Below are 16,389 nucleotides of genomic sequence, written 5' to 3' on the forward strand. Positions count from 1 at the left end.
TGAGCGGCGCCGCGACCGCCCTGTCCGAACTGGCCGAGCCATCGGCCGCCGACGCCGTCCCGCGCCCGGCGGCGCTGCCCTATCTCAGCGTCGCGGACGCGCGGGCGGCGATCGCCTGGTACGCCGATGCCTTCGGCGCCGACGTGATCGGCGAACCGATCGTGATGGACGACGGCCGGATCGGGCACGCGGAGATCGCGATCGCCGGTGGGGTGCTGTATCTCGCCGACGAATATCCCGAACTCGGCTTGAAAGCTCCCGCGCCCGGCCGGGTTTCGGTGAGCCTGATGCTGCCGGTCGCCGACACGGACGCCGCGCTGCGAACGGCGCGCGAACGCGGCGCCGCCGTCGAGCGCGAGCCCTACGAAAACTACGGAACGCGCACCGCGACCATCATCGACCCCTTCGGCCACCGGTGGATGCTGTCCGGCCCCACCGCGGCACCGGGCATCCGGCAGGGCGACCTCGGCTATGTCTCGGTGTGGACGCCGGACGCCGGTCGCGCGGCCGCGTTCTACGGCCACGTCCTGGGCTGGGCCTACGACCCCGCCTCGCACCGGGTCACCAACGCCGATCTGCCGACCGGCATTTCGGCACAACCCGGGCGGCCGACGCTGTTCTGCTGCTATGCCGTCGCCGATGTCGACGCCGCCCGTGCGGCGATCGCCGAGGCCGGCGGCGGCGCGGGGGAGGTGCGCCAGACCGACTACGGCGTGGTGCTCGACGCCACCGACCCGCACGGGGCGGCGTTCGCGGTGTTCGAGCCGCCGGCCGGACGAAAGCGCCCGGAGCTCAACGGATCCGGGCCCGGCGAGCTGTCGTACGTCACCTACGAGGTGGCCGATTCCGCCGGCTTCCGCGACTTCTACGGCCGGGTGCTGGGCTGGACCTTCGAGCCCGGCCGGGTGCCCGACGGCTGGCAGGTGGTGGGCACCCACCCGATGGCCGGCGCCGCCGGGGGGAGCGCCAGTCCGACGACGGTGCCGATGTGGACGGTGGCGGACATCGACGCCGCCGTCGCGCGGGTGCGCCAAGCCGGTGGCACGGTGCTCGCCGAGCCGGCCCGCCAGCCGTACGGCCTGACCGCCGAATGCGCCGACGATCAGGGCGGCCGGTTCTACCTCGGCGAGTTCTAGGGGTTGGCGATCCGGATCGGCGCCCCGTCCAGCCAGGCGGCGACGGCCTCGACGGTGTCCTCGTAGAAGGCGCCGAGCATCTCGCGGGTGACGTAACCCAGGTGCGGGGACAGCGTGACGTTCGGCAACGCCCGCAACGGGTGGTCGGGCGGGGGCGGTTCGGCGTCGTAGACGTCGAGACCGGCCCCGGCGATGCGCCCGGATCCGAGCGCGTCGATCAGGGCGGCCTCGTCGACGATCGGGCCGCGGGAGGTGTTGATCAGGTAGGCCCGCGGCTTCATCAGGGCCAGCTCGGGACGGCCTACCAGCCCCCGGGTGCGCTCGGAGAGCACCAGGTGGATGGACACCACGTCGGACTCGGCGAACAGGGTGGCCTTGTCGACCCGGCGGGCGCCGACCGCCGCCGCGGCTTCGTCGGTGAGATTCTGGCTCCAGGCGATCACCCGCATGCCGAACGCTTTCGCGTATTCGGCCATACGCCTGCCGGTCCTGCCTAGGCCCAGCAGCCCGATCGTCTTGCCGGACAACGTCATTCCGATGGTGCTCTGCCAGCCCCCGGCGCGCATGCTCCGATGCTCCTCGGCCAGGTTGCGGACCGTCGCGATCAGCAAGCCCCAGGCGAATTCCGGGGTGGCGTCGCGGACCGAGGCGAATCGCGGATTGGCGAAGTCCGAGTGGGCGACCAGCACGCCGCGCTCACCGGCCGCGGCCATGTCCAGGTTCGGCAGGCTCCGGCCGACGATGGTGATCAGCTTCAGGTTCGGCAGCCGCTCGATGAGGGTGCGAGGCAGGGCCATCCGCTCGCGCATGGTGCAGATCACGTCGAAGGGCCGCAGCGCCTCGGCCGCTTCTCGTTCGGACAGATGCCGGTCGAAAACGGTCACCTCGGAACGGTTTTGCACCCGCGACCAGTCGGCGAGCTGCAAGGCCAGGCCGGCATAGTCGTCGAGGATCGCCACCTTGGGCATGACGGCGTCAGCCCAGCACCTCGGCGATGGGCACCGCGGCGGCGATCTTGGCACGGACCTTCATGACCTTGCCCGGCATCCCGCCGCCGACGACGCCGACCAGCGCACCGTCGCGCTCGTAATAAGCCAGGAACTTGCGCCCGTCGTCCTCCACGAGGTGGACGGTGTCGGTGGCCTCGGGCTCCCCCAGGCACTGGATCTTGACGTCGTACTGGTCGCTCCAGAAATAGGGGACGACCGCGTTGGCGGGAATGTCCTGCCCCAGCATCGCCGGCACCACCACCCGGGCCTGGTCGGCGACGTTGCTCCAATGTTCCACGCGCGCTTGGTGTCCCGTCGCATCGCGCCAGGAGGCGACGTCCCCCAGCGCCCACACGTTCGGCGCGCTGGTGCGGCCGGCCTCGTCGCAGACGACGCCGTTGTCGACGTCGATGCCGCTGCCCTCGAGCCACTGCGTCGCGGGGCGCGACCCGATGCCGATCACGACCAGGTCGGCGGGCAGTTCCGTCCCGTCGGTCAGCACCACGGTGTCGACGTGGCCCTCGCCGCGCACCTCGGCCACGCCGATACCGAGGCGGACGTCGACGCCCTCGTCGCGGTGCAAACGCGCCACCAGCGCGCCGATCTGCTCACCGAGCACCGCGGCCAGCGGCGTCGGTTGGGGCTCCACCAGCACCACGTCCACCCCGAGGCTGCGCAGGCTGGCCGCCACCTCGCAGCCGATGAAACCGGCGCCGACGACGACGGCGCGCCGGCAGGCGGAGGCGTGCTCGCGCAACGCCATGCTCTCGTCGAACGAGCGCAGCACCCGAATGCCCTCGAGTTCCGGTAGTGCCGGAATGCGCCGCGGTACCAACCCGGTGGCGATGACGAGTTCGTCGTAGCCGAGCACGGATCCGTCGGCCAGCCGGACCGTCTGGCCGGTGGTGTCGAGGCCGGTGGCCGCCGCACCGAGCCGCAGGGTGATGTCGTGGTCGTCGTACCATTCGCGCGGCTTGAGGGCCACGTCGTCGACCTCTTTGCGCAGCACCTCCTTGGACAGCGGCGGGCGGTCGTAGGGCAGGTGCACCTCGTCGCTGACGATCGTGATACGCCCCGTGTATTCCGAGCGGCGCAGTTGCTCGGCGGTCCGGGCCGCGGCGAGGCCGCCACCCACGATCACGATGCCCTTTTCCGTCACGTGGAGTTCATACCACGCTCGCCGGTCAATACTTCAAGGCGCCCTTGTCCACCGGGACCTGGGTGCCCGACAGTGTGCCCGAGCCGTCGCCGGCCAGCCAGACGACGACGTCGGACACCTCGTCGGCCGTCATGAATCCCTTGTACTGCATCGGCATTGGCGGGAAGCTGTGCACGTAACGCGGGTGCTTGGCAAAGATCTCCATCATCGCCTCCGGCTCGATCATCGGGGTGTCGACCGAGTAGGGATGGATGGAGTTGACCCGGATGTCGTATTCGCCGAGCTCGATGGCCAGCGTGTTCGTCAGCGCGGTCAGCCCGAACTTGCTGGCGGCGTAGTGGCCGTTGCCCGGCGTGGCCTTCAGGCCCGCCGACGAGCTGACGACCACGATCGAGCCGCCGTTGCCGGCCTCGATCATGGCGGGGATCGCGGCGCGCAGGGTGCGCCAGGTGCCGGTCAGGTTGATCCCGATCACGGTGTCCCATTGCTCGTCGGTGAGCTCCCAGACCCGGCCCCAGCCGAGCACCCCGGCGTTGGCCACCAGGATGTCGAGCCGGCCGAATTGCTCGACGCCGTCGGCCACCAGTTGCCGCAGCGCGGCGTCGTCGCGGATGTCGACCTCGCGGGCCAGCACCTTGCGGCCCTCGGCCTCGACCAGGCGGACGGTCTCGTTGAGATCTTCGGGGGTGGCCGGCGTGTAGGTCAGGGTCTCGGACGCCCGCGCGCAGATGTCGAGCGCGATGATGTCCGCGCCCTCGCGCGCGAGCCGCACGGCGTGCGACCGCCCCTGTGCCCGGGCCGCGCCGGTAATGAATGCCACCCGTCCCTGCAGTGATTCGGCCACGGTGCCAGGCTAGCAGCGAAACTGAAACGTGTTCTAACTAACCCGGGGTTCAGATTTCGGAGATGATCTGGGCCCGGCGGCTGTTGTATTCCTGCTCGCTCAGGGCACCGCTGGCCCGCAGCGTCTCGAGCTCTTGGAGCCGCTGCGCGATCGAGGGTTGCGGCGCGGCGACGGGGGCCGGCCCGCCGGCCGCAGCGGGCTGGGGGGCCGGCGCCTGCTGGTCGGCGGCCCGCCGCACCACGGCCTGGACCTGCTGGCGCAGCGCGGGATTGGACCGGATGTCGACCATCCGATTGAGCGGAACGTTGTTCGCCTTGAGGATCTGCAGGATCTCCATCAGCGGGCCGGCCTGCCCGCTGAGGTCGTAGGTCTTGTTGTCCTCGGCCACCGTGAACTGCGCCGGCACCAGCCCGTTGACCAACGCGCTGCGTTCCCAGTCGATGCGGTATTCGCCGGTGGTGGGGTTGACCAGGACCACGACCTTGCGGGCGTTGAGGTTGCCGAGCCGGGTGACGCTGGCGATCACCCGGTCCTCGCTGTCGAACGGCAGGAACCCGGGCCCCGCGATGTGCAGGTAGACCTTGACCACCTGTTGGTTGTTGATCCACGTTCCCGTCTCGCTGAGCCCGGTGATCTGGGCCAGCGCCAGCACGCCGTGCTGCTCGAGCTCCGCGTTCTTGGCGGAGGACTTCGCCCCGTAGTTGGCCAGCGCGAGCGCGATCACCACGTCGGCCACGGTGATCAGCAGACCCACGTAAAGCATCCACTGCAGCAGGTTGTCGAACCCGAGGGTGAAGTAGACGACCAGAAAGATCGGACCCACCAGGCCGCCGCACAGCAAAACGATCAACTGTGCCTTCAGGTAGCGCGCCAACACGTGTCTCTCCTCGTCTCGCTGGGAAGTCCGTGTCAGATTAGCGCCCGACCGGCGGTCGCGATACCCGAGCGCGCAAACCGTTTGCGAGCCCCGGTCACTCCTCGGAGGACTCGGCGGGGGCGGCCGCGGCCGGAGAGTAGGCCGGCGTCGCGGGACGCACCGCCGCCGTGGAGCCGGCGGGCGCCGCGGCCGGCATCGTCGCGGGCAACGGCGTCCCGGCGTATCCGCCGAGGCCGGCCTCCTCGACGGCGCCGACGCCTTCTGAGGCCCCGAGGGCACCGGAGGACGCGATCGGGCCGCCGGTTGCGGCGGCCGCGGGGACGGCGCCGAGGTTTTGACCCGCGACCAGGCTGCCGGTGAGACCGGCCCCGCCCATGCCGAACGACTCGCCGCCACCGGCTGCCGCGGCGGCGGGAGCGACATTGCCGATCAGCCGACCGGCCACGCCGCTGCCCCCGGCACCGAACGCGCCCGGCGCGGGGCTGGGCGCGACCGCGAGCGCCGGGCTGACGCCGTTACCGGCCGGGACGGCCGCGGCCGCCGCCTGGGCGGGAGTGCCGACCGCGCCCAGCGCCGCCTGTTCCACGGTCTGCAGCGGCGAGGCGTTGGCGGCCTCGGCGAGGGCATACTGCGCCGCGCCGCCGCTCATGAGCTCGACAAATTGCTGGTGGAACATCGCCGCCTGGGCGCTGAGGGCTTGGTAGGCCTCCGCGTGCGCGCCGAACAGCGCCGCGATGGTCGCCGACACCTCGTCGGCGCCCGCGGCCAGCACCCCGGAGGTCGGGGTCGCCGCCGCGGCGTTGGCCGAGCCGATCGCCGAGGCGAGGTTCGCCAGGTCGGACGCCGCCGCCGCCAGATACTCCGGCGTCGCGAAAACGAACGACATCCGTACCTCCCGGGCGGGTCACTGAGGAGCAAAGCAATCGCCCGGTCATTAGACACGGACGCAATAGCCTGAATCTATAGTAACCGCGCCGCGGGCGCCCGGTTTCCCCGATTGCTGCGGAGCCCGAAATGCACGAAGCCCGGGCGCCGATCGGCAGCCCGGGCTTCGTGTCGAACAGACCTACTTGATGATCTTGACGACCCGGCCGGCGCCGACGGTGCGGCCGCCCTCGCGGATCGCGAACCGCAGGCCCTCGTCCATGGCGACGGGCTGGATCAGCTTCACCGAGATGTTGGTGTTGTCACCGGGCATCACCATTTCGGTGCCCTCCGGCAGCGTCACCACACCGGTCACGTCGGTGGTGCGGAAGTAGAACTGCGGGCGGTAGTTGTTGAAGAACGGCGTGTGCCGGCCGCCCTCGTCCTTGGACAGGATGTAGACCTGGCCCTCGAACTCGGTGTGCGGCGTGGTGGTGCCGGGCTTGGTGACGACCTGCCCGCGCTCGACATCCTCACGCTTGATGCCGCGCAGCAGCAGCCCGACGTTGTCGCCGGCCTGGCCCTGGTCGAGCAGCTTGCGGAACATCTCCACACCGGTGACCGTGGTCTTGGTGCTGGTGGGCTTGATGCCGACGATCTCGACTTCCTCGTTGACGTTGATCACGCCGCGCTCGACACGGCCCGTGACGACGGTGCCACGGCCGGTGATGGTGAAGACGTCCTCGACGGGCATCAGGAACGGCTTGTCGGTCTCGCGGACCGGGTCCGGGATCGACTCGTCGACGGCGTCCATCAGCTCCTCGACGGACGAGACCCACTTGGCGTCGCCCTCGAGCGCCTTGAGCGCCGACACCCGGATGACGGGGGCTTCCTCGTCGAACTCCTGGGCGGCCAGCAGCTCGCGGACCTCGAGCTCGACGAGCTCGAGCAGCTCCTCGTCGTCCACGGCGTCGGCCTTGTTGAGCGCGACCAGGATGTAGGGCACGCCGACCTGGCGGGCCAACAGCACGTGCTCGCGGGTCTGCGGCATCGGGCCGTCGGTCGCGGCGACCACCAGGATCGCGCCGTCCATCTGGGCGGCGCCGGTGATCATGTTCTTGATGTAGTCCGCGTGACCAGGCGCGTCGACGTGGGCGTAGTGCCGCTTGTCGGTCTGGTACTCGACGTGCGCGATGTTGATGGTGATACCGCGCTGACGCTCCTCGGGGGCGTTGTCGATCTGGTCGAACGCCTTGGACTCGTTCAGCTCCGGAAACTTGTCATGCAGGACCTTGGTGATAGCCGCGGTCAGGGTGGTCTTGCCGTGGTCAACGTGACCGATGGTCCCGATGTTGACGTGGGGCTTGGTCCGCTGGAACTTCGCCTTCGCCACTGTTGTGTCCTCCGACTTGTTGGTGCTTTGTTAAGCAGTTTTGATGTTTTCAGTTGTGCCGCGGTTACTGACCCGGCAAGGTTACTCCGACCCGATGGTCACTGACCCGTCGCCTTAGCGATGATCTCCTTCGACACGTTCGCCGGTACTTCGGCGTAGGAGTCGAACACCATGGAGTAGTTCGCTCGGCCTTGAGTCTTCGACCGCAGGTCGCCGACGTAGCCGAACATCTCCGACAGCGGCACGTGCGCCTTGACCACGCGTGCACCGCTCCGCTCCTCCATGGCCTGGATCTGGCCACGGCGGGAGTTCAGGTCGCCGATCACATCGCCCATGTAGTCCTCGGGCGTGGTGACCTCGACGGCCATGATCGGTTCCAGGATCACCGGTTGCGCTTGCGCGGCAGCCTTTTTCAGCACCTGGGAACCGGCGATCTTGAAGGCCATCTCGGACGAGTCGACCTCGTGGAAGGCGCCGTCGAGCAGGGTGACCTTGAGGTTCACCAGCGGGTAGCCGGCCAGCACGCCGTATTGCATGGCGTCCTGGGCGCCGGCGTCCACCGACGGGATGTACTCGCGCGGGATGCGCCCACCGGTGACCTTGTTCTCGAACTCGTACGTCGCGCCATCCTCGCCGTGGAACGGCTCGAGGTTGATCAGCACCTTCGCGAACTGGCCCGAGCCACCGGTCTGCTTCTTGTGGGTGAACTCGACCTTTTCCACCAGCCGCCTGATGGTCTCCTTGTAGGCGACCTGCGGCTTGCCCACGTTGGCCTCGACCTTGAACTCGCGGCGCATGCGATCCACCAGGATGTCCAGGTGCAGCTCGCCCATGCCGCCGATCACGGTCTGACCCGTCTCGGAGTCCTGGTGGACCTTGAATGTCGGGTCCTCCTCGGCGAGCTTCTGGATCGACAGGCTCAGCTTCTCCTGGTCGCTCTTGGTCTTGGGCTCGATCGCCACCTCGATGACCGGGTCGGGGAAGGTCATCGACTCCAGCACGACCTGCTCGTTCGCGTCGCTCAGGGTGTCGCCGGTGGTGGTGTCCTTGAGGCCGATCACGGCGTAGATGTGACCCGCCGACGCGGTCTCCACCGGGTTCTCCTTGTTGGAGTGCATCTGGAACAGCTTGCCCAGCCGCTCCTTCTTGCCCTTGGTGGAGTTGATGACCTGGCTGCCGGAATCGACCTTGCCCGAGTACACCCGGACGTACGTCAGCTTGCCGAAGAACGGGTGGGTGGCGACCTTGAAGGCCAGCGCCGAGAACGGCTCGTCGGTCGACGGCTTGCGCACGACCTCGACGTCCTCCTTGCCCGGAGCGTGGCCGACGGCCGACGGCACGTCCAGCGGCGAGGGCAGGTAGTCGATGACGGCGTCCAGCATCGGCTGCACGCCCTTGTTCTTGAAGGCGCTGCCGCACAGCACCGGGTAGGCCTCCGAGCTGATGGTCAGCTTGCGGAGCGCGCCCTTGATCTCCTCGACGGTGAGTTCCTCGCCGCCCAGGTACTTCTCCAGCAGCGCCTCGTCGGTCTCGGCGACGGACTCGAGCAGCTTGGTGCGGTACTCGTCGGCCTTCTCCCGCAGGTCGGCCGGGATGTCGACCACGTCGTACTTCTCCCCGAGCTTGGCCTCGGCGCTCCACACCTTGGCCTTCATCTCGACCAGGTCGACGACGCCGGAGAAGTCACCCTCGGAGCCGACGGGCAGCTGGATCGGGATGACGTTGGCGCCCAGCCGGTCTTCCATGGTCTTCACCGAGAAGTAGAAGTCGGCGCCGATCTTGTCCATCTTGTTGACGAAGCAGATGCGCGGGACGTCGTACTTGTCGGCCTGCCGCCACACCTGCTCTGACTGCGGCTCGACGCCCTCCTTGCCGTCGAAGACGGCGACGGCACCGTCGAGCACGCGCAGGCTGCGCTCCACCTCGACGGTGAAGTCGACGTGGCCGGGGGTGTCGATGATGTTGATCTGGTTGTCGTTCCAGAAGCAGGTGGTGGCCGCGGAGGTGATGGTGATCCCCCGCTCCTGCTCCTGCTCCATCCAGTCCATGGTGGCGGCGCCGTCGTGCACCTCACCGATCTTGTAGCTGATGCCGGTGTAGTAGAGGATGCGCTCGGTCGTCGTCGTCTTGCCGGCGTCGATGTGCGCCATGATGCCGATGTTGCGGACCTTGGTCAGGTCGGTCAGCACGTCCTTCTGTGCCACAGAAGTCTTCCCACTCTTTCGATTGCTTGGTTAGCTGTCGTTACGCCGCCGGCAACGGTGCCGGTTTGGCGCCCGCGCGGGCGCCTACCAGCGGTAATGCGCGAAGGCGCGGTTTGCCTCGGCCATCTTGTGGGTGTCCTCACGCCGCTTGACGGAGGCCCCGAGGCCGTTGCTGGCGTCGAGGATCTCGTTGGCCAGCCGCTCGACCATGGTCTTCTCCCGGCGCTGCCGCGAGAAGCTGACAAGCCAACGCAGCGCCAGCGTGGTGGACCGGTCCGGACGCACCTCGACGGGCACCTGGTAGGTCGCACCACCGACGCGGCGGCTGCGCACCTCCAGGGCGGGCTTGACGTTGTCGAGAGCACGCTTGAGCGTGATCACGGGATCCGTACCAGTCTTTTCCCGCGCATTCTCGAGCGCACCATAAACAATGCGCTCGGCGAGCGATTTCTTCCCCTTGAGCAGAACTTTGTTCACCAGCTGAGTGACCAGCTGCGACCCGTAGACGGGGTCGTTGACCAGCGGACGCTTGGGCGCGGGCCCCTTGCGCGGCATTAGCTCTTCTCCTTCTTGGCGCCGTAACGGCTGCGAGCCTGCTTGCGGTTCTTGACGCCCTGGGTGTCGAGCGAACCGCGGATGATCTTGTACCGGACACCGGGCAGGTCCTTCACCCGGCCACCACGCACCAGCACCATCGAGTGCTCCTGCAGGTTGTGGCCCTCGCCGGGGATGTAGGCGGTGACCTCCACCTGGCTCGTCAGCTTCACGCGCGCGACCTTCCGAAGCGCCGAGTTCGGCTTCTTCGGGGTGGTGGTGTACACGCGGGTGCATACGCCACGGCGCTGCGGGCTGCCCTTCAGAGCCGCGGTCTTGACCTTGCCGATCTTGTCCCGACGACCCTTGCGGACCAGCTGCTGAATGGTTGGCATCTACCGGCTTTCTGTGTTGTCGTTCGTGTTCTGGTTCACGCTGTCAAGTCTGGGTACTGCAGTTTTGCCCCGCGCCGGGTAAGCTCGCCTACCCCGCGGCCGGGTGTGTCGCAAGCGCTCAGCACGGCAGTCGATCCGGTGCGTCGGGGACATGCGAATTAGCCCGGCATCCGCTCCCTTACGTCAGGCGCCGTAAGCCGCCAGGCACGAGCTACCACAATACCCGTCGGCGGTCTTGCAGGTCAAAGCGGCGGCGGGAGGGCTAACCCTGCGGTGCGGCCTGGTGCTGCGCCGTGCGCCTGCTCAGACCCTCCATACCCCGAGCCAGCCGCAGCACCATGTCGGAGAACAGCACGTCGGTGTCGATGTCATCCATGACACCGGTCATCTCCAGCAACACGAAGCCGTGCAGAGCGGACCAGAATTCCAGGGCGGCGTGGAACGCCTCCTCACCGCCGAGCCCGTAGGAGGCCAGCACGGAGATGACGGGCGCGGCCGCGCCCCTGGTGGCCGCCGCGTACTCGGGATCGTCCCCGCCCAGCGGCATCCGGGTGAACGCGGAATAGCGGCCGGGATGATGATGGGCGTAGCTGCGGTAGGCGCCGGCCATGACCAGCACCGCGTCGTCGCGGGCGCGGCCCTCCCCGACCCTGTTCAGCATCGTGATGATGTCGTCGATGACGCGGATCCGCACCGCGCGCCGCAGGTCCTCGAGGCTGTCCACGTGGTTGTACAGCGACGGCCCCTTGGTTCCCAGCTGGGTGGCCAGGGCGTTGATCGTCAGCGAGTCCCAGCCCTCGCGGTCCAGGAACGTCAGGGCGCCGTCGACGATGCCCTCGCGGCTGAGCTTGGCCGGACGGGAGGCCGACTTCCCGGCGCGCTGGCGCCCCGCCGCCGGCGGCGGTTCTGGAGCTGCCATGGGGATCGCCCTTCGAGTGATGCGGGTGGGTTAACTAATGACTCTAGTTGACGATGGGCGCGAAACTGGTGAGGCAATTACCCTGCCGCCGGGCGGCCGGATACACGTAATCTCTTTCCAGGCCGAACCGAACGCCGAAGGGGGCGCGCCGTGAAGTGGACAACCGCCGCGGGACCGCTGGTCGCCTGCGCCCTCGTCGTCGTCGCCCCCACGCCGGCTGCGCTCGCCAAGAACGGCGACACCCACGTCATCGGGGAGGGCCTTGAGCAGACGCTCGACTGCAACGACGCCACCCTGCTCGTCAACGGCACCAGGAACGTCGTCAACGCGAAGGGCAACTGCTGGGCCGTGACGGTCATGGGATCGGGCAACACCGTCATCGCCGACTCCGTCACGCACGACATCACCGTGTACGGCTACGACCAGACCGTGTTCTATCACGGCGGCGACCCGATCCTGTGGGACCGCGGGCGCGAACTGGGCATGACCAACCGGCTCCAGCAGGTGCCCGGCTGAGCACCGAATCGAGAGAATCGAGGACCGATGCGTGACATCACCGACCGCCCGTGGGGGCTCGCCGCGCTGGCCCTGGCGCCGGCGGCCGCGGCGCTAGTGCTGGCGGGTTGCAGTTCCACCGCCAACCCGCCCGGGGGCGCGACCACCACGACGACGAAGAGCAGCACGACGACGACCAGCGCCGCGGCGGGACCGACCAGCACGAGCGGCGCGAGCACCACGGCGTCCGTCGAGATCGGCAACACGCTGAACTACGGGTCGATGGGGACCACGGCCACCCTGGATTGCGCCAGCGGAAAGTCGCTGAACGTGGGCGGCTCCAACAACACGCTGACCGTCACCGGCACCTGCGAGACGGTGACCATCGGCGGCGCGAACAACAAGATCACCCTGGACAAGGTCAACACGCGCATCACCGTCGTGGGGCTGAGCAACACCATCACCTATAAGGACGGCGATCCCAAGGTCGACAACCTCGGCTCGAGCAACTCGATCAGCAAGGGCTAATTCGCCGGCGCGCCATGGCGGCCCGCGCCCGCGGCGAACCGCCCGGCCCCTTCCGCGGCCTCCGCGGCGACCCGCGAGATGCTGGCGAATTCGAAGTCGATGGCCTCGGGTTCGGGTCGTCCCCACTGGTGCAGCGCCGAGCGCCGGTCCGATCGCAAGCACTGCTGCGGCAGCGCCGCCAGCTCGGCCGCCAGTTCCTCGGCTGCTTGGCGCGCTTGGCCTTTCGGCACGACGCGGTTGGCCAAGCCCATCGCCAGCGCTTCGTCGGCTTGCACGCCGCGGCCGGTGAGGATCATGTCCATCGCGCGGCTCTGCCCGATCAGCCGGGGCAGCCGCACGGTGCCGCCGTCGATGAGCGGCACGCCCCAGCGCCGGCAGAACACCCCGAACACGGCGTCCTGCTCGGCCACCCGCAGATCGCACCACAGCGCCAACTCCAGGCCCCCGGCGACCGCGTAGCCGCTGACGGCGGCGATCACGGGTTTGGACAGCACCATCCGGGTGGGCCCCATCGGGCCGGGGCCCGTGCGGTGCACGGCGTTGGCGTCGGGCGTGCCGAACGACTTCAGATCTGCTCCGGCGCAAAAGGTTCCGTTGTCGCCCCAGAGCACGGCCACCGACGCGGTGTCGTCGCGGTCGAATTCGTCGAACGCCGCGTACAGCGCGGCGGCCGTCGGCCCGTTGACGGCGTTGCGCGCCCCCGGCCGGTCGAGGATCACCGTCGTCACGGCGCCGTTGCGCTCGACGCGCACTGGATCACTCATGTCACCTCCAACACCGATGTGTCACGCCGCCGCGCCAGCTCGGCGGCGAAGTCGTGATAAGCCTCGCGCAGCCGGTCGCCGGGCCAATCGGCGGGCAGCAGTTCGGCGGGCAGCATCGGGTCGGTCAGCACGTGTCGCACGATGCCCGTCGCCGCCACGAACCGGCCGGGAATGTCGGGCGCGGCGGCCATCTCGCCGAGCAACCGATGGCCGGTTTTCACCCACGCCGGCAGGTCCCACAGCTGGCGGGCCAGCTCCGCCGGCGCGTCGTCGCGCGCCTTGAGCACGCGCACCCGCCCCGCCACATCGGGGTCCAGGTCGAGCGTCACGTTGTCGGGCCGCATCCACACCCCCTCACGGAGCTCGCCAAAGCGCTTGTCGTGCATGACCGTTCGCAGCGCCGCCCGGGTGCGGGCGTCGCCGCCCACGCTGGTCACGATCAGCATCAGCCACTCGCCCCGCCACGGGCGGGTGCGGGGATGCATGGCGCCGTCCTGCCGGCGCTGGCGGGCCAGCAATCGATCCGAGAGCCGGTAGCCGTCGGCGGAACGGATCAGGTCTCCCGCGCCGACCATCCTGGTCAGCGCCACCCGCAAGGCGGTCTCCTTGATACCGAAATCGGCTGTCAGCCTGATCAATTCGGCGGCGCTCGCGCATGCGGGGTGCGCGCCGAGCAGCACGCTGAGCACCACCGAGCGGGCCGTCATGTCGGGCAACGGATCACACCCCCGAGGCTTTGCGGCCGTGGTCGCCGAACGGCTCGTCGCGATGCCGAACCGCCTCCCGGAAGCCGTGCTCGACCGCGTCGGCCACGAAGGCGTGCCCCTCGGGCGTGTGCCGGGCAACGCCGTCGAACACCGTGCTGACCATCCGGCTGGTGGCCACACCCTGTTGCAGCAGAGCCGAATTGAGCGCCAGCTTGACCATGATCAGCTGGTTGACGGGCACCGCCGCGATCCGCTCCACGAGCCGCTCGGTGCGTTCGTCGAGGTCCTCCGGCGCCGGCGCCTCGATTGCCAGGCCCCACTCGGCGGCCTGCTCACCGGTGATGCAATCACCGGTGAGCAGCAGGCGTTTGGCGCGCTGATCGCCGAGCCGGTGCGCCCACAGGCCCGCCGCCGGGACGCCCCACACCCGGGTCGGCGGGTAGCCGATCTTGGCGTCCGCAGCGGCGATCACCTGGTCGGCGTGCAGCGCGATGTCGGTGCCGCCGGCCACGCAGTAGCCGTGGATCTTGACCACGGTCGGTTTGTCGGCGTGCATCAGGCTGGAGAACCCGCGGACGAAGCGGCTCATCATCTGGTAGTCCACCATCGGGTCCCACGGCTGGTCCGGCAGGTGGTTGACCGCCTGGGTCTTGCCGTCGAGCACGGTGCCCTGGTACGCGCCGGTCCCGCCGGCCGAGCCGGTGCCATCGGCGTAGGCGCTCAAGTCGAAGCCCGCGCAGAAACCCTCGCCGCGACCGGACACCAGGATGACGTGAACATCCGGGTCGAGGTCGGCGCGCTCGACGAGCGCCGAGAGCTCCAGCGGCGTGTCCGCGACGATCGCGTTGCCCTTCTCGGGCCGGTTGAAGGTGATGCGCGCAACCCGGTCGGTGACCTCGTAGGTCATCGTCTTCAGGTTGTCGAAGTCGACCGGCCTGATCGCGTTAGTCACCCCTTGACCAACGCTCGTTCGAGGATCGGCGCCAGGTCCAGCCCGGTCGGCATGGTGCCGAACGCCCCGCCCCACCGGCCGTCGAGCCGGGTGGCCAGGAACGCCTCGGCGACGGCGGGGTGCCCGTGCCGCACCAGCAGCGAGCCCTGCAGCGCCAGGCAGATGTCCTCGGCGAGTTTGCGGGCCCGGTATTCGATGCCGTCGAGGTCGCCCAGGTTTTGACGCAACCGCTCGACGTGGGCGCCCAGCCGCGGGTCCTGACCGGCGCTTGGGGCCAACTCCGCGAAGAGCACCTCGACGCATTCGGGACGAGTCGCCATGGCGCGCAACGTATCCAGCGCGCCGACGTTGCCCGAGCCCTCCCAAATGCCCATCAACGGGGCCTCCCGGTAGAGGCGCGGCATCCCGGAATCCTCGACGTAGCCGTTGCCGCCCAGGCATTCCAGCGCCTCGGCGGCGTGCGGGGTGGCGCGCTTGCACACCCAGTACTTGCTGGCCGCCAGGCCGATCCGGCGCAGCAGCGCCTCCGTCTGGTCGCCCCTGATCGCCTTGTCGGTGGCGCCGGCCATCCGCATCGCCACGATCGTGGCGGCCTCGGCCTCCACGGCCAGGTCCGCCAGCACGTTGCGCATCAGCGGCTGGTCGATCAGGTACGCGCCGAACGCCTTTCGGTGCTGCGCGTGGTGGATGGCGCGGGTGAGGCCGGTGCGCATGCTGGTCGCGCTGCCCAGCGTGCAGTCCAGCCGGGTGAGGTTGACCATCTCGATGATGGTCGGCACGCCGCGGCCCTCCTCGCCCACCAGCCAGGCGACGGCGCCGTCGTACTCGACCTCGCTGGAGGCGTTGGCGTGGTTGCCGAGCTTGTCCTTGAGCCGCTGCAGCAACATCCGGTTGCGGGTGCCGTCGGGCAGCACCCGCGGCAGCAGGAAGCAGGACAGCCCGCCGGGCGCCTGCGCCAGCACCAGGAAGATGTCGCACATCGGCGCCGAGGTGAACCACTTGTGGCCGGTCAGGCTGTACGTGCCGTCGCCGTTGGGGGTCGCCTGGGTGGTGCCGGCGCGCACGTCGGAGCCGCCCTGCTTCTCGGTCATCGACATGCCGGCGGTGATGCCGGCCTTGGTGGTGGCCAGCTTCAGCTCGGGGTCGTACTCGCGGCTGGTGAGCAACGGCTCGTACACCGCGGCGAGTTCAGGGTTGAAGCGCAGCGCCGGGACGACGGCGTACGTCATCGAGATCGGACAGGTGTGGCCCGGCTCGACGTTCCAGACCGACATCTTGGCGGCGCGCACCACGTGCGCACCCGGCCGCTCGTCGGCCCACGGGGCGGCGTGGACGCCGTGGGCGATCGCCGCGCGCATCAGCTCGTGGTAGGCCGGGTCGTACTCCACCTCGTCGACGCGGTGCCCGTATGGGTCGTGGGTGTGCAGCACGGGCCGGTTGCGGTCGGCGAGCTCGCCCCAGCGTTGGGCTTCGCGGGTTCCGGCGAGCGCCCCGAGCTCGGTCACCTCTTCGGCGCCCCACTGCCCGCCCTCGCGGATCAGGGCCTCGACGAGCACGGCGGACGTCGCGGGGTTGTGGTTCTCCAGGGGCGGGACCTGGTTGGTGACGACATGGGTGTCTGGCATGCCC

The 16,389-nt window shown here is 69.2% G+C and carries 17 protein-coding genes; 3 read left to right on the plus strand and 14 right to left on the minus strand.

Annotated elements, in window-relative coordinates; translation table 11 throughout:
• Nucleotides 1–1,136, plus strand: a 1,136-nt coding sequence (locus A5673_RS09770) for a VOC family protein (protein ID WP_068230565.1), incomplete at its 5' end; no start/stop codon positions are given.
• Here A5673_RS09770 and A5673_RS09775 read toward each other — a convergent pair.
• From A5673_RS09775 to A5673_RS09820, 10 genes are all read right to left on the minus strand, one after another.
• A complete protein-coding gene (locus tag A5673_RS09775; protein ID WP_068230572.1) occupies nt 1,133–2,104 on the minus strand; it encodes a D-2-hydroxyacid dehydrogenase family protein in 972 nt (323 codons plus the stop codon). The two genes, A5673_RS09770 and A5673_RS09775, sit on opposite strands and share 4 nt — an antisense overlap.
• Before the next feature lie 7 nt (nt 2,105–2,111).
• Nucleotides 2,112–3,284, minus strand: coding sequence for an NAD(P)/FAD-dependent oxidoreductase (locus A5673_RS09780; protein WP_068230575.1), 1,173 nt, complete (start codon nt 3,282–3,284; stop codon nt 2,112–2,114).
• A gap of 25 nt (nt 3,285–3,309) precedes the next feature.
• Nucleotides 3,310–4,128 carry a mycofactocin-coupled SDR family oxidoreductase gene (locus A5673_RS09785; protein ID WP_082958649.1) on the minus strand — a complete coding sequence of 273 codons (819 nt, stop codon included), beginning with the start codon at nt 4,126–4,128 and terminating at the stop codon, nt 3,310–3,312.
• Between the two features lie 49 nt (nt 4,129–4,177).
• On the minus strand, nt 4,178–5,005 hold the full coding sequence (locus tag A5673_RS09790; RefSeq protein WP_068230582.1) for an SHOCT domain-containing protein: 828 nt from the start codon (nt 5,003–5,005) through the stop codon (nt 4,178–4,180).
• A gap of 94 nt (nt 5,006–5,099) precedes the next feature.
• Complete coding sequence (locus A5673_RS30430; RefSeq protein ID WP_068230585.1) at nt 5,100–5,891, minus strand: PE family protein; 792 nt, start codon at nt 5,889–5,891, stop codon at nt 5,100–5,102.
• A 180-nt stretch (nt 5,892–6,071) separates the two neighbouring features.
• Nucleotides 6,072–7,262: an elongation factor Tu gene (tuf, locus tag A5673_RS09800; protein WP_068230588.1), complete on the minus strand. Its 1,191-nt coding sequence runs from the start codon at nt 7,260–7,262 to the stop codon at nt 6,072–6,074.
• Between the two features lie 98 nt (nt 7,263–7,360).
• Nucleotides 7,361–9,466: an elongation factor G gene (gene fusA, locus A5673_RS09805; protein ID WP_082958650.1), complete on the minus strand. Its 2,106-nt coding sequence runs from the start codon at nt 9,464–9,466 to the stop codon at nt 7,361–7,363.
• Nucleotides 9,467–9,550: 84 nt separating this feature from the next.
• Entirely contained in the window at nt 9,551–10,021 is a 471-nt protein-coding gene (gene rpsG / locus A5673_RS09810) for a 30S ribosomal protein S7 (protein WP_003873540.1), read from the minus strand.
• The gene (gene rpsL / locus A5673_RS09815) at nt 10,021–10,395 is read right to left on the minus strand and encodes a 30S ribosomal protein S12 (RefSeq protein WP_003879423.1); all 375 of its coding nucleotides are present in this window, start codon (nt 10,393–10,395) and stop codon (nt 10,021–10,023) included. The genes rpsG and rpsL overlap by 1 nt, the downstream gene beginning before the upstream one ends.
• A 262-nt stretch (nt 10,396–10,657) precedes the next feature.
• Complete coding sequence (locus tag A5673_RS09820; protein ID WP_068230593.1) at nt 10,658–11,314, minus strand: TetR/AcrR family transcriptional regulator; 657 nt, start codon at nt 11,312–11,314, stop codon at nt 10,658–10,660.
• 150 nt (nt 11,315–11,464) lie between these two features.
• On the opposite strand from A5673_RS09820, the gene A5673_RS09825 reads away from it, so the two are divergent.
• On the plus strand, nt 11,465–11,830 hold the full coding sequence (locus A5673_RS09825) for a DUF3060 domain-containing protein (RefSeq protein WP_068230596.1): 366 nt from the start codon (nt 11,465–11,467) through the stop codon (nt 11,828–11,830).
• Nucleotides 11,831–11,857: 27 nt separating this feature from the next.
• Nucleotides 11,858–12,337, plus strand: coding sequence for a DUF3060 domain-containing protein (locus tag A5673_RS09830; protein ID WP_068230599.1), 480 nt, complete (start codon nt 11,858–11,860; stop codon nt 12,335–12,337).
• On the opposite strand, the gene A5673_RS09835 is transcribed toward A5673_RS09830, so the two are convergent.
• From A5673_RS09835 to A5673_RS09850, 4 genes are read right to left on the minus strand one after another with little or no spacing between them, the layout of a single operon-like run.
• Nucleotides 12,334–13,101, minus strand: coding sequence for a crotonase/enoyl-CoA hydratase family protein (locus A5673_RS09835; RefSeq protein ID WP_068230602.1), 768 nt, complete (start codon nt 13,099–13,101; stop codon nt 12,334–12,336). The genes A5673_RS09830 and A5673_RS09835 overlap by 4 nt on opposite strands.
• Complete coding sequence (locus tag A5673_RS09840; RefSeq protein WP_068230604.1) at nt 13,098–13,817, minus strand: PaaX family transcriptional regulator C-terminal domain-containing protein; 720 nt, start codon at nt 13,815–13,817, stop codon at nt 13,098–13,100. Before A5673_RS09840 ends, A5673_RS09835 begins: the two co-directional genes overlap by 4 nt.
• Nucleotides 13,818–13,821: 4 nt before the next feature.
• Nucleotides 13,822–14,760 carry a crotonase/enoyl-CoA hydratase family protein gene (locus A5673_RS09845; RefSeq protein WP_068230607.1) on the minus strand — a complete coding sequence of 313 codons (939 nt, stop codon included), beginning with the start codon at nt 14,758–14,760 and terminating at the stop codon, nt 13,822–13,824.
• Entirely contained in the window at nt 14,757–16,385 is a 1,629-nt protein-coding gene (locus A5673_RS09850) for an acyl-CoA dehydrogenase family protein (protein ID WP_068230610.1), read from the minus strand. The genes A5673_RS09845 and A5673_RS09850 overlap by 4 nt, the downstream gene beginning before the upstream one ends.
• Nucleotides 16,386–16,389: the final 4 nt, after the last annotated feature.

Source organism: Mycobacterium sp. E3198 (assembly GCF_001667015.1).
In the GTDB taxonomy this organism is placed as follows: domain Bacteria; phylum Actinomycetota; class Actinomycetes; order Mycobacteriales; family Mycobacteriaceae; genus Mycobacterium.